At 74.8% G+C, this 12,912-nt stretch carries 13 protein-coding genes; 9 read left to right on the top strand and 4 right to left on the bottom strand.

From position 1 onward, the window contains the following. Nucleotides 1–269 precede the first annotated feature (269 nt). The 4 genes from pnuC (at nucleotide 270) to HFV08_RS19545 (ending at nucleotide 3,953) form a co-directional block, all read left to right on the top strand. Nucleotides 270–923 carry a nicotinamide riboside transporter PnuC gene (pnuC, locus tag HFV08_RS19530; protein WP_168541035.1) on the top strand — a complete coding sequence of 218 codons (654 nt, stop codon included), beginning with the start codon at nucleotides 270–272 and terminating at the stop codon, nucleotides 921–923. Beyond that, nucleotides 920–2,026 (top strand): AAA family ATPase, encoded by a 1,107-nt coding sequence (locus tag HFV08_RS19535; RefSeq protein WP_168541036.1) that lies wholly within the window; start codon nucleotides 920–922, stop codon nucleotides 2,024–2,026. Before pnuC ends, HFV08_RS19535 begins: the two co-directional genes overlap by 4 nt. 188 nt (nucleotides 2,027–2,214) lie before the next feature. Next, on the top strand, nucleotides 2,215–2,934 hold the full coding sequence (locus HFV08_RS19540) for an NUDIX hydrolase (protein ID WP_168541220.1): 720 nt from the start codon (nucleotides 2,215–2,217) through the stop codon (nucleotides 2,932–2,934). Beyond that, entirely contained in the window at nucleotides 2,934–3,953 is a 1,020-nt protein-coding gene (locus HFV08_RS19545; protein WP_168541037.1) for an ADP-ribosylglycohydrolase family protein, read from the top strand. The genes HFV08_RS19540 and HFV08_RS19545 overlap by 1 nt, the downstream gene beginning before the upstream one ends. Before the next feature lie 134 nt (nucleotides 3,954–4,087). Here the strand turns inward: HFV08_RS19545 and HFV08_RS19550 are convergent, their stop codons facing one another. Then, on the bottom strand, nucleotides 4,088–5,596 hold the full coding sequence (locus HFV08_RS19550; RefSeq protein ID WP_168541038.1) for a hypothetical protein: 1,509 nt from the start codon (nucleotides 5,594–5,596) through the stop codon (nucleotides 4,088–4,090). A gap of 201 nt (nucleotides 5,597–5,797) precedes the next feature. Continuing rightward, complete coding sequence (locus tag HFV08_RS19555) at nucleotides 5,798–6,553, bottom strand: nucleotidyltransferase domain-containing protein (RefSeq protein WP_168541039.1); 756 nt, start codon at nucleotides 6,551–6,553, stop codon at nucleotides 5,798–5,800. A gap of 232 nt (nucleotides 6,554–6,785) precedes the next feature. Between HFV08_RS19555 and aroH the strand changes: the two genes are divergently transcribed. The 5 genes from aroH to der all read left to right on the top strand — a co-directional run bounded on the left by aroH (nucleotide 6,786) and on the right by der (nucleotide 11,372). Beyond that, nucleotides 6,786–7,148: a chorismate mutase gene (aroH, locus tag HFV08_RS19560; RefSeq protein WP_168541040.1), complete on the top strand. Its 363-nt coding sequence runs from the start codon at nucleotides 6,786–6,788 to the stop codon at nucleotides 7,146–7,148. Continuing rightward, on the top strand, nucleotides 7,145–8,230 hold the full coding sequence (locus tag HFV08_RS19565; RefSeq protein ID WP_168541041.1) for a prephenate dehydrogenase: 1,086 nt from the start codon (nucleotides 7,145–7,147) through the stop codon (nucleotides 8,228–8,230). Before aroH ends, HFV08_RS19565 begins: the two co-directional genes overlap by 4 nt. Before the next feature lie 196 nt (nucleotides 8,231–8,426). Continuing rightward, entirely contained in the window at nucleotides 8,427–9,131 is a 705-nt protein-coding gene (gene cmk / locus HFV08_RS19570) for a (d)CMP kinase (protein WP_168541042.1), read from the top strand. Next, nucleotides 9,089–9,805 carry a lysophospholipid acyltransferase family protein gene (locus HFV08_RS19575; RefSeq protein ID WP_168541043.1) on the top strand — a complete coding sequence of 239 codons (717 nt, stop codon included), beginning with the start codon at nucleotides 9,089–9,091 and terminating at the stop codon, nucleotides 9,803–9,805. Before cmk ends, HFV08_RS19575 begins: the two co-directional genes overlap by 43 nt. A 70-nt stretch (nucleotides 9,806–9,875) precedes the next feature. Beyond that, nucleotides 9,876–11,372: a ribosome biogenesis GTPase Der gene (gene der / locus HFV08_RS19580; protein ID WP_168541044.1), complete on the top strand. Its 1,497-nt coding sequence runs from the start codon at nucleotides 9,876–9,878 to the stop codon at nucleotides 11,370–11,372. A 115-nt stretch (nucleotides 11,373–11,487) separates the two neighbouring features. Here der and HFV08_RS19585 read toward each other — a convergent pair whose 3' ends face one another. After that, entirely contained in the window at nucleotides 11,488–11,883 is a 396-nt protein-coding gene (locus HFV08_RS19585) for a hypothetical protein (RefSeq protein WP_168541045.1), read from the bottom strand. 100 nt (nucleotides 11,884–11,983) lie between these two features. After that, nucleotides 11,984–12,757 carry a DUF8842 C-terminal domain-containing protein gene (locus HFV08_RS19590; RefSeq protein WP_168541046.1) on the bottom strand — a complete coding sequence of 258 codons (774 nt, stop codon included), beginning with the start codon at nucleotides 12,755–12,757 and terminating at the stop codon, nucleotides 11,984–11,986. Nucleotides 12,758–12,912 lie beyond the last annotated feature (155 nt).

The following is a 12,912-nucleotide window of genomic DNA, read 5'->3' on the forward strand; positions in this document are numbered from 1 at the left end:
CAGGACATCGGCATGCTCGGCGCCCTCGCCCTCGCCATCCAGAACTCCGAGACCCTCCGCGACGCCCTGGAGTGCACCACCCGCTACCTCTTCGTGCACGCCCCCTCGACCGCCGGCTCCGCACACCTCCGCCGAATTGACACGCCTCCGCCGACTCCCCGTACGGCAGCGCCTCTTGGGCCCGCGTCCCGCCCGGTCACCCCACCGGAAACCCCTTGCGCCCCCACCTCCCCCTCTTTATAGTCGTACTGACCATTAAGGAGGCGGGAGTGAGTCTCGCGGACCTGCTCGATCCCCTGCGGACGACCCTGTTCACCGTGCTCGACACCCCGGTCAGCTGGACCGAGGTGCTCGGCTTCGGCAGCGGGGCGCTGTGCGTCTGGCTCGTCGCACGCCAGCGGATGGCGAACTGGCCGATCGGCATCGCCAACAACCTGCTGTTCATCCTGCTGTTCACCGACTCGGGCCTGTACGCGGACGCCGCCCTCCAACTGGTCTTCATCACCCTTGCCGTGTACGGCTGGTGGACCTGGGCCCACGGGGGTGGTCCCGGTCCCGGCGGCCTCGCGGTCAGCCGTACCCGCCGCGGGGAATGGCTGTGGCTGTGCGCGGCAGGGGTGGTGGGCACCCTCGGTCTGATGGTGCTGCTCGACCGGCAGACGGACTCGACGGTCCCCTTCTGGGACGCGCTGACCACGGCGCTCTCCCTGATGGCGACCTACGGGCAGTGCCGCAAGCGGCTGGAGTCCTGGTGGCTGTGGATCGCCGCGGACCTGGTGTACATCCCGCTGTACGCGTACAAGGAGCTGTACCTCACCTCCCTGCTCTACGCCGGTTTCCTCGCCCTGTGCCTGCTCGGACTGCGCAACTGGCGCGCCGAGCTGGAGACGGGGCGCCCGCTCGCGGCGGGGGCGGCGGCGTGAGCCGCCCTCGGCACGGCCTGGTCCTCGGCAAGTTCTATCCGCCGCACGCCGGGCACCACCATCTGGTCCGCACCGCCCGCGCCCGCTGCGAGCGGCTGACCGTGCTGGTCTGCGCCGCCTCGGTGGAGACGCTGCCGCTGGCCGACCGGGTCCGGTGGATGCGGGAGACGCACCCGGACTGCCGGGTCATCGGGATCGTCGACGACATCCCGATGAACCTCGCCGACCCCGAGATCTGGGACGCGCACCTGGCCGTCTTCCGCCGGGGTGTGCCGGAGCGGGTGGACGCGGTGTTCACCTCCGAGGAGTACGGGGCGGAGCTGGCCCGGCGGTTCGGGGCGGTCCACGAGTGCGTCGACCCGGCCCGGGCGGCCTTCCCGGTCTCCGGCACCGCGGTGCGCGCCGACCCGGTCGCCCAGTGGCACCACCTCGCCCCGCCGGTACGGGCCGCGCTGACCCGGCGGGTGGTCGTACTCGGCGCCGAGTCGACCGGGACGACCACCCTGGCCCGCGCGCTCGCCGCCCACTACCGGGCGCGCGGCGGGGTCTGGGCCGCGACGCGCTGGGTGCCCGAGTACGGGCGCCGGTACAGCGAGCGCAAGCTCGCCGCGCTGCACGTCCGGCGGCCCGAAGCGCGGTGGGAGGACGCGGAGTTCACCGCGGCGGAGTTCCCGCTCATCGCCGAGCGGCAGAACGCCCTGGAGGAGGAGGCCGCCCGCGCGGGCGGACCGGTGCTCTTCTGCGACACCGACTCCTTCGCCACCACCCTCTGGCACGAGCGCTACCTCGGCGGACGCAGCCCCCGTACCGAGGAGATCGCCGACCGCGTACGGCACCACCTGTGGCTGCTCACCGACCACGCGTCGGTGCCCTTCGAGGACGACGGGCTGCGCGACGGCGAGGAGCTGCGCCCCTGGATGACCGGGCGCTTCCAGGCCGAACTCGCGCGCACCGGGCGGCCGTTCGTGCACCTGCGCGGCTCCCGCGAGGAGCGGCTGCGGACGGCCGTCGGCGCGGTGGACGCCCTGCTCGCGGCGGGCTGGGAGTTCGGCGATCCGCTGCCCGATCTGACGGGCGCCGGTGCCGCCGGGGAGGGCCGGTGAGCCCCGCGGACACCGGCCGCGTACGGGCCGCGCGCCGCGAGAGGCACGACAACAGACCGGAGAAGCACGACGGCAAGCCGGAGGAGTACGACGGCAAACCGGAGGTGCACGCCGAGCCGGAGGCGCACGACGCCAGGCCGGAGGCGCACGACAAGCCCGAGGAGCACGAGACGCCGGACGAGCACGAGATGCCCGAGGGCTACGACAAGTACGCCTTCGAACCCTTCGCGGTGGCGGTCGATCTGGCGGTGTTCACCGTCCGGGAGGGCCTGCTGCAGGTGCTGCTCGTCGAACGCGGGCAGGCACCCTGGGCCGGCCACCGCGCCCTGCCCGGCGGCTTCGTCCGGCCCGCGGAGTCCGCGGAGTCCGCCGCCCGCCGCGAACTCGCCGAGGAGACGGGGCTCGCCGGGGCACTGGCCGAGGCGGTGCACCTGGAGCAGCTGGCCACCTACAGCGCACCCGACCGCGATCCGCGGATGCGGGTGGTCTCGGTCGCCTACACCGCGCTCGTACCGGACCTGCCCGAGCCGCGCGGCGGGGGAGACGCGGCCCGCGCCGACTGGGTGGCCCCCGCCGCCGCCGGACCGCTCGCCTTCGACCACGCGCAGATCCTCGCCGACGCCCGGCTGCGCATCGGCGCCAAGCTCGAATACACCTGCCTGGCAACGGAGTTCTGCCCGCCGCGGTTCACCCTCGGGGAGCTCCAGCAGGTCTACGAGACGGTCTGGGACACCCGCCTGGACCGCCCCAACTTCCGCCGCAAGGTGCTCGCCACCCCCGGCTTCGTCGAGCCGGTCCCGGGCGCCGCCCGCCTCACCGGGGGCCGCGGCAAACCCGCCGCCCTCTACCGCGCGGGCCCGGCCACCGCCCTGCACCCGCCGCTCCTGCGACCCGAAGGACGCCCCTGATGACCCAGCCTCCCGTGCTCGCCGCCGCCACCGGTTCCCTGCTCGGCCTCGCCCTCGGGGACGCGCTCGGCGCACCCACCGAGTTCCAGGACCTGCCCGCGATCCTCGCCGCGCACGGCCCCTGGCGGGAGCTGGAGCTGCCGGACCCCGCCAAGGTCACCGACGACACCCAGATGACCCTGGCCCTCGGCGACGCGCTGCGCGAGACGATGGACCGCGGCCCGCTGGACGCCCCGCAGATGACCGAGGCGGTACGGGCGGCCTTCGTCGACTGGTCCGTCTCGCCGGAGAACGACCGCGCCCCGGGCGCCACCTGCCTGCGCGCCTGCGAGCTCCTCGCCGACGCCGGGCGCCCCTGGCAGGACGCCAGCCGCGTCGACTCCAAGGGCTGCGGTGCCAATATGCGGGTCGCCCCGCTCGGCCTCGTACCCCGCCTCGGTGACGAACAGCGGGCGGGCGGCGCCCAGTTGCAGGCCGCCCTCACCCACGGCCACCCGACCGCGCTGGCCGCCTCCGACCTGACCGCCCACGCGATACGCCTGCTCGCCGAGGGCACCGAACCCGCCGCACTGCTCGACCAGTTGCGCGCGTACGCCGGGGACAACCGGGAGACCTACCACGAGCACTGGCTCGGCGACCTGTGGACCCGGAGCCACGCGGCCTCGGCCGAGGAGTTCATCCGGCGCGGCTGGGACGAGTGCCTGGACTCCCTGGAGCGGCTGCGCTCGGCGCTCGGGTCCGCCTCCCCGGAGGCCGACCCCTGCGAGGCCACCGGCGCGGGCTGGATCGCCGAGGAGGCGCTCGCCACCTCGCTGCTCTGCTTCCTGCAGTTCGCCGACGAGCCGGTCACCGCCCTGCGCCGGGCCGCCTGCACCTCCGGCGACTCCGACTCGCTCGCCGCCCTGACCGGAGCCTTCGCCGGGGCCCACCACGGCACCGGCACCTGGCCCAGCGAATGGGCCGACCGCATCGAGTACGAAAGCCGCCTGGTGACGCTCGGGGCGCTCTGGGACGCCTGAGCGACGGACGACGATTTCTGAGCGGCGGACGACGATTTCTGAGCGGCGGACGACGGCTCCGGGGGCGGTGCCGAAGGGTGCCGGGCCGCCCGCCGCCGACCACCGGGCGGTGGTCGCCGAGCGGGCCCCCGGCGTCAGGCGGGGATCTGCCGCAGCAGCAGGGCGGCCACCGCGGGGTGGAGCACGTCGTGGTGGGCGCCACCGGTGGCGGGGTCTCCGCGCCGCACCAGCGAGGAGGCGTCGACGTTGACGATGCCGGGGTCCGGGAGCCCCGCCTCGACGACCGCCTCGATCCCCTGCGCCGCGGTGCCGTTCAGCCCGTGCAGTCCGTCGAAGCCCGCCGCCCCCCACTTCCGGGCGACCGAGGAGAGTTCCGCGGAGTCGCCGGCCATCTGGGCGGCCAGGGGGTGCATCAGCCCGAGGGCGAGGTCGTGCCGCGAGAAGCAGCAGACCACGGACCCCTCGACGAACCGCTCGTGCTCCCACAGGGCCCCGTGCCCCGAGACGTGCTGCGGGATGCTGCCGGAGAAGGCGAAGTGGGACATGGCGGCCTGCAGGAGGGTGAGGCTGTGCACGCGGCCCGCGCTCCGGCCGGGGCCGCTCCTGCCGAGGCCGCGCAGGGCGAATCCGGCCAGCCGCCCGCCCAGCCCGTGGCCGACGAGATGGATCCGCACCCGGTCCGGATCGACCAGCTCGCGCAAGCAGGCGCCGAGACCGAGCTGCCCGACAAGACCCGCCCTCCGCCGCAGCACGTGGTGGACGACCTGCCTGAGCAACTCGTGTGCCCCGTACCAGAGTTCATCCGGGTCCAGCTCCCGTTGGTCCCCACCCACCGGGCCAGGGCCGACCACGGTCCCGATCCGGCCCACCCGGGCGCTGGGCGGCTCCACGGGCCGGGGCCCGGCGGTCTGCACCTCCTGGAGGGTGCCCTCCTCGGAGGGGTCCTCGGTGAGTTCGGGCTCCGCGCGCTCCTCCCGTTCCCCGTCCCGCTCCTCCTCGCCGCGCTCCCAGTTCTCGCGGGCGTCCCGCAGCGCGCCGGTGAACTCCGCGCAGATCGCCTGCGTGTCCTCCACCAGCATCAACGGGTCCGCCTGGGGCAGCAGTTCCCCCTCGGTGTCGCTGGTGTAGTCGGCGCGCGGGTCGTGCAGCGGGACCTCCGCGAGCCGGCGCAGCGCGGAGCCGAAGTCGTCGAAGGCGGCGGCGCGCCGGGGGCGGTCGGCGAGCAGCTCCGCCAGGGTGTCGAGGGCGACGGCGCTGTCCGGCAGGATCCGGAGGAGGTCCTCCCGCATCAGCCGGGTGAGCGCCGGTCTCGCCGCGCGCTCCGCCCGCAGTGTGTCCTCCTCGACTCCCGGCGCGCCCTCGTCCCGGAAGACCAGCGACGGCCACCGCACGCCCACCGCACCGGGGGCCGGTGCCCCGGGTGGCAGCTGCTCCGCCAGGAGGCGCAGCATCCCGCGGTCGAAGCCCGCACCGAGGGCCGGGTCGTTGTGCGCGCCGTGCACGAACACGTACAGGTCCTCGACGCCGCTGTCCCCGACCGCGGCCAGGGTCCGCGCCGCCCGCTCCCGGTCGAAGCCGCCGTCCGCGCCGAACTCCAGCCACCCCAGGTGCCGTACGCCCTCGTCCGTGCCCAGCTGTTCCATGGCCCGCCTCCTCGTACCGCCCCGCTCCACCCGGAGGAGGCGAGGCCGCGCACCGCCCGTCCGCGGCTGCCCGGCACCCGGCGTCTTCCGGGGATGCCCGCATTCCCCGGGAACGGGGCGGCACACACGCCGTCGAGGGGGCGCTCGCGGTGAAGTCCCGGGCGCCGCCGCGAGGTTGCGGGATCTGCGCGGTGCTCGCCGTCAGGCGGTCCGAGCCGTCCCGTCTTCCGCCGGGTCCCCGGCCACCGACCGCCGCCGCACCCGTACGAGGAAGTCCTCCACCCGGCGGGCATCGGGCTCCGCGGGCAGCGGGGTGCGGGTCGCCGCCCGCTCGGCCTCCGCAGCGAGGCGGTGCATCCACTTCTCGGCCTCGGTCCAGGAGACCTCGCCCCGCCTCACCGCGAGCAGCGGCTCACGCTGCTCGCCCACCTCGACGGCCAGCCGCCCGGTGCGCAGCAGATCGCGGCAGCTCATCAGGAGCCGCAGCAGATGCATGGCGTGCTTCCAGCGCGGTGCCCCGTGGCGGCGGACATCGGCTTCGAGCTTCCTGCGCTGGCCGTGGGCGTAGCCGACGAAGGTCTCGTGCACCCGGCGGGACAGGAAGGCCCCCCGCAGGGCGAGGAGTTCACGGCCGGTGTCGTCGAGGCGGGTGACCAGCGGGGAGTGCAGGCACTCCAGGATGTTCGGGTTGGCGCGCAGGGCGAGCGAGCAGAACCGCTCGATCTCCCAGGAGAACTGCTCCGGCGCGGGGCCCTCCACATGCTCCGGCGGCTTCTCGAACCGCCAGAACAGCGGGGCGGGCGCCGCGAAGACGCCCCGCAGATCGGTGTCGCTGCCCTCGGTCGCCAGGCCGAAGGCGCGCGAGCCCATGACACAGGCGTACACGGTGTGGCGCTCCACCAGGGCGGCGGGGCCGGGCGGATCGGGCAGGACAGCGCCCGCCGGGGCTTCGGACATGCGCCGAGACTACGAGCGGGCGCCCCGGCCCACCACGGCTTTTCGGCCCCCGGCCGGGGCCCGCCGCACGGCCCGGCCCGGGCTTTGGCCGCGGTCTCGAAGGGCGGGCTCGGTACGCCGCCCCCGCCCGGGCTGACTACCCTGGGCGGGTACGCCGGAAGCGGCGTCGGCCGCCCGGAGGACGCCCGCGGCGGGCACGGCGGCACGAGTCGAGCAGGCGAGGAGCGACAGGGTGGCGGTACGAGCGGTCAGGGGCGCCGTCCAGCTGGAGCGGGACACCGCCGAGCACATGGACGAGCAGGTCAGCGAACTCCTCACCGCGGTCCTGGCCCGCAACGGCCTCGGCACCGAGGACCTGATCAGCATCTGGTTCACCGCCACCCCCGATCTGCACAGCGACTTCCCGGCCGCCGCCGCCCGCAAGCTCGGCATCACCGACGTCCCGCTGATCTGCGCCCAGGAACTCGACATCGACGGCGCCATGCCCCGGGTCGTCCGCCTGCTCGCGCACATCGAGTCCGACCGCCCGCGCGCCGAGATCACGCACGTCTACCTCGGGGCCGCCGCCTCCCTCCGCAAGGACATCGCCCAGTGAGAAGCGCGCTCGTCATCGGCACCGGACTCATCGGCACCTCGGCCGCCCTGGTCCTCGCCTCCCGCGGGGTGCGGGTGCACCTGGCCGACCACGACCCCGAGGCGGTACGGACCGCCGCCTCGCTCGGCGCCGGGACCGACACACCCCCCGAGGCTCCGGTCGACCTCGCCCTGGTGGCGGTGCCGCCCGCCCGGGTCGCGGGCACCCTCGCGGACGCCATGGAGCGCGGACTCGCCCGCGGCTACCTCGACGTGGCCAGCGTCAAGGGCGGGCCGCTGCGCGAACTGCGGGCCCGCGGGCTCGACCTCTCGGCGTACCTCGGCACCCACCCGATGTCCGGCCGGGAGCGGTCGGGACCGCTCGCCGCCGTCCCCGACCTCTTCGAGGGGCGGCCCTGGGTGCTCACGCCCACCCCGGAGACCGGCACCGAGGTCCTCAACCTCGCCCTCGAACTCGTCGCCCTGTGCCGTGCCGTCCCGGTGGTCATGGACGCGGAGGCGCACGACCGCGCCGTCGCCCTGGTCTCGCACATGCCGCACCTGATGTCGAGCCTGGTCGCCGCCCGCCTGGCGGAGGCCGAGGAGGCCGCGGTCCGGCTGTGCGGCCAGGGCATCCGCGATGTGACCCGGATCGCCGCCTCCGAGCCCCGGATGTGGATCGACATCCTCTCCGCCAACCCCGGCCCGGTCGCGGACGTGCTCGCCGAGGTCGCCGAGGACCTCGGCGAGACGGTGGCCGCGCTGCGCGCCCTGCAGTCCTGTGACGAGGACAAGCGCACCCGGGGCGGCTCGGGCGTCGAGGCGGTCCTGCGCCGCGGGAACGCCGGGCAGGTCCGGGTCCCCGGCAAGCACGGCGCGGCCCCGCGTACGTACGAGAGCGTCTCGGTGCTCATCGACGACCAGCCGGGGCAGCTCGCCCGGATCTTCGCGGACGCGGGCCGCGCCGGGGTCAACGTCGAGGACGTCCGCATCGAGCACGCCACCGGGCAGCAGGCCGGTTTCGTCCAGCTGATGGTGGAGCCGGGCGCGGTGCCGGTGCTCACCCGGGCGCTCGGCGAGCAGGGCTGGGCGCTGCGCACCTGAGGGGGCACCGGGCCGCCCGGTACCCGGCCGGTCCCGGCGGAACCCGCGTACCGGAAGGTGCCGACAGCCCCCTCGCCCCCGGAAGGTACGGTGTGGGGTCCGCGTCCGACGGCCGTGAACCGGGCCTTCGCGGAGCCAGTAACCTTGTGCGGGGCGCCGTCGCGCCCCGCTCGCGCCCTCACCCCGTACCAGGAAGGTGTCCTTCGCCGTGGAAACCGCCGCCGAGACCACCCCGGCCGTCATCGTCGCCATCGACGGCCCCTCCGGCACCGGCAAGTCGAGCACCTCGAAGGCCGTCGCCGCCCAGCTCGGCCTCAGCTACCTGGACACCGGCGCCCAGTACCGGGCGATCACCTGCTGGATGGTGGAGAACGGCATCGACGTCGCGGACCCGGCCGCCGTCGCCGCCGCCGCGGCCAAGCCCGAGATCGTCTCCGGCACCGACCCGGCCGCCCCCGCCATCACGGTGGACGGCAGGGACGTGGCGCAGGCCATCCGGACCCCCGAGGTGACCTCCAAGGTCAGCGCCGTCAGCGCGGTGCCCGAGGTGCGCAGCCTGATCACCGGGCTGCAGCGCTCCATCGCCGCCTCCGCCGCCGGGGGCATCGTGGTCGAGGGCCGCGACATCGGCACCACGGTGCTGCCGGGCGCCGACCTCAAGATCTTCCTGACCGCCTCGCCGGAGGCGCGCGCCGCCCGCCGCAGCGGTGAGCTGAAGGGCTCGGACGTGCAGGCCACCCGCGAGGCGCTGATCAAGCGGGACACCGCCGACTCCAGCCGCAAGACCTCGCCGCTCGCCAAGGCCGACGACGCCGTCGAGGTGGACACCACCGAGCTCACCCTCCAGCAGGTCATCGAGTGCGTCGTCACCCTCGTCGAGGAGAAGCGGGCCGCGAAGTGAGCGCTCCCGCACCGGCGCCCACCGAGCGGAGCGCCGAACTCGGCAGACGCATCGGCGTCCCGCTCGTGCACGGCTTCTACCGTCCGCGGGTGCTCGGCGCCTGGCGGGTCCCGGCCCGCGGTCCGCTGATCTTCGCCGTCAACCACTCGCACTTCGTGGACGGGCCGATGCTGCTCGGCGCCTCCCCGCGCCCCGTGCACTTCCTGATCAAGAAGGAGATGTTCGGCGGCCCGCTCGGCAGCTTCCTCGACGCCATCGGGCAGCTCTCCGTCGACCGCGACTCGGTGGACCGCGCCGCGATCATGCGCGCCCTGGGCGTCCTGGACAACGGCGGCGTGCTCGGCATCTTCCCCGAAGGCACCCGGGGCGAGGGCGACTTCAGCTCGCTGCGGGCCGGACTCGCCTACTTCGCGGTGCGCAGCGGGGCGCCCATCGTGCCGGTGGCGGTGCTCGGCAGCGCCGAGGGGCGCAGCCGCCTGATACCGGCCTGGCCGCCGCTGCGCAGCAGGATCGACCTGGTCTTCGGTGAACCCTTCGAGGCGCAGGAGGCCTCGGGGGGTCCCGGTGAGACCCGCGGGCGGCGCACCCGCAAGGCGCTCGACGAGGCCACCGTGCGGATCCAGGAGCGGCTCGCCGCCCACCTGGAGAACGCCAGGCGGCTGACCGGGCGCTGAGTGACACTTGAGCAGTGGGCCGCCCGCGCCGGTGGGCCACGATCACCACGATGAACGAGGTACGCACTTCATGAACGACCCCATCCAGCCCGGGGACGCCGAGCCTTCGGCGGCCTCCGAGGCCGCGGAGCACGACCACGGCGAACTCGGCGAGAGCGAGTACGCGGCGTTCATGGAGCTGGCCGCCGAGGAGGGCTTCGACGCCGAGGACGTCGAGGGCGCCATCGAGGAGGCCGGGCACGGCCCGCTGCCGGTGCTCGCCGTCGTCGGCCGCCCCAATGTCGGCAAGTCGACCCTGGTGAACCGCTTCATCGGCCGCCGGGAGGCCGTCGTCGAGGACAAGCCCGGCGTCACCCGCGACCGGGTGACCTACGAGGCCGAGTGGGCGGGCCGCCGCTTCAAGGTCGTCGACACCGGCGGCTGGGAGCAGGACGTCCTCGGCATCGACGCCTCCGTCGCCGCCCAGGCCGAGTACGCCATCGAGGCCGCCGACGCGGTGGTCTTCGTGGTCGACTCCACGGTGGGCGCCACCGACACCGACACCGCCGTGGTCCGGCTCCTGCGCAAGGCGGGCAAGCCCGTGGTGCTCGCGGCCAACAAGGTGGACGGCCCGAGCGGCGAGGCCGACGCCACCGCCCTCTGGTCGCTCGGCCTGGGCGAGCCCCACCCGGTCTCGGCCCTGCACGGCCGCGGCACCGGCGACATGCTCGACGCCGTACTGGAGGCGCTGCCCGAGGCGCCCGCGCAGCGCTTCGGCACCGCGGTCGGCGGCCCCCGCCGGGTGGCCCTCATCGGCCGCCCCAACGTCGGCAAGTCCTCCCTGCTGAACAAGGTGGCCGACGAGGAGCGCGTCGTCGTCAACGAACTCGCCGGCACCACCCGCGACCCGGTCGACGAGATGATCGAACTCGGCGGCAGGACCTGGAAGTTCGTGGACACCGCCGGTATCCGCAAGCGGGTCCATCTGCAGCAGGGCGCCGACTACTACGCCTCGCTGCGCACCGCCGCCGCGGTGGAGAAGGCGGAGGTGGCCGTCGTCCTGATCGACGCCGCCGACAGCATCAGCATCCAGGACCAGCGCATCGTGACGATGGCGGTGGAGGCCGGGCGGGCCCTGGTCCTCGCGTACAACAAGTGGGACACCCTCGACGAGGAGCGCCGCTACTACCTGGAGCGCGAGATCGAGACCGAGCTGGCCCAGGTGGCCTGGGCGCCCCGGGTCAACATCTCGGCGCGCACCGGCCGCCACATGGAAAAGCTGGTCCCGGCGATCGAGACCGCGCTCGCGGGCTGGGAGACCCGGGTGCCCACCGGCCGTCTCAACGCCTTCCTCGGCGAACTCGTCGCCTCCCACCCGCACCCGGTGCGCGGCGGCAAGCAGCCCCGGATCCTCTTCGGCACCCAGGCCGGCACCAAGCCGCCCCGCTTCGTGCTCTTCGCCTCCGGCTTCATCGAGCACGGCTACCGGCGCTATGTGGAGCGCAGGCTCCGCGAGGAGTTCGGCTTCGAGGGCACCCCGATCCACATCTCGGTACGGGTACGCGAGAAGCGCGGCCGCAAGAAGTAGCCGCCGCCCAGGGCGGGATGAGACGGCGGCACGAGGAGGGCCGCCCCGGATCAGCCGGGGCGGCCCTCCTCCTGTGCCGGGACGTGCCGGGCGTCCTCGCGCGGCGGGCGCCGGTTCAGCGTTCCCGGCGCGGAGCGGGCGGGAGCGCGGCGGGCACCCGGTCCCCGGCGCCCGGCAGCCGTCCGACCGGCTGCCAGGCGGGCGGCGGGGTGCGGTGGCGGCCCTTGCGGCGGCCCGGTTCCGGCAGTTGGTAGGTGCCCGAGTGGTGGGTGACCCCCGGCAGCGGATCGTGCCGCCCCGCCCACAGGTCCGTGAGGTCCGCGCCGAAACCGCGGAAGGTCAGGTGTTCCTCGCCCGTCCGGTCACCCGGAAGCGCCTTGAAGGCCCTTCGGTACTCCGCGTAGAGCGCGTCGTAGATCGGGGTGGGGGAGACGGGTGCCCCGAGGTCGTGCGCGGGGCGCATCGAGGGGATCGGGCTCAGCGGGCGGCGGTTGGGGTCGTAGGCGTGCACGTATGAGCCAACGACCCACCGGGCTCTCGGATGCGGGCGGCGCGCCCAATTCGCCCCGACGGTCCGGGAATCGGGTGCGCCCGGGAGCCCGCCGCCGCGCTCAGGTGCCGGAGAGCGGCATCGCGGCGCCCGCGAGGAGGCCGCCCGCCGCCGCCCGGTCCAGGGCGTTCCGCAGCAGGTCCTCGCGGGGCTGGCGGCCGATGGAACCGGCCGGGGCGGCGAAGACCAGCACCTGCTGGAGCTTGGCGGCGGCGGTGCGCCAGCTGTCGGTCACCTGCAGCGGGCGGTGCGCCTGCCACCAGGCGACCGGCGCCCCGCCGGAGGCGCCCGGCTGCAGGATCGCGTGCAGCTGACCGGTGGCGACCAGCACCGACCAGCCGTGCAGCACCCGCGGTACGGCGTCCAGGCGGGGCAGCGGCTGGAAGCCGTGATCGAGCAGCAGGGAGAGGAACTCGTCCACCCCGGCGGTGCTGCCGGGCCGGGCCACCGCGCCGGTCGGCTCGACCACGAGCGCCGGGTGCAACTCGTCCTCCAGGAGCACGAGTCCGCTGGTCACGCCGAGCACGGCGGGCCCCGGGGCGTCCGCGGCGGGGGCCTCGTCCTCGGTCAGCGAGCGCACCGCGCCCTGGAGTTGGTCCTCGGTCACCCGCACCACCTGGGAGGGCAGGCAGGTGGCGTGGGCGAAGGCGAGGACCGCGGTCTCCTCGCCGACGAACAGGACCGTGCTGGTGTGCTCCTGCTCCGAGTCGCCGGGGGTGCGGCAGGAGGTGCAGTCGTAGCCCCCGGGGGTGTTGTCGCCGACGAGCAGCCTGTCGGCTTCCTCGTCGCCGATCTCGGCACGTACGTCGTCGCTGAGGTCGAGCATGCGCGGCACGGGGGGCTCCTCGGTATCGGTTCGTGCGGCCGCCGGGCAACTCCCGGCTCAATCCAGGACAACGGGGAATCCGCCGTCCGGGTCACGGCCCCCGGCCCGCCGGGTCCCTCGGGGCACACATGTGCGACAAAGCGCCCCGGCAAGTCCTGGCCTGC

This window comes from Streptomyces physcomitrii (genome assembly GCF_012273655.1).
Taxonomy (GTDB): domain Bacteria; phylum Actinomycetota; class Actinomycetes; order Streptomycetales; family Streptomycetaceae; genus Streptomyces; species Streptomyces physcomitrii.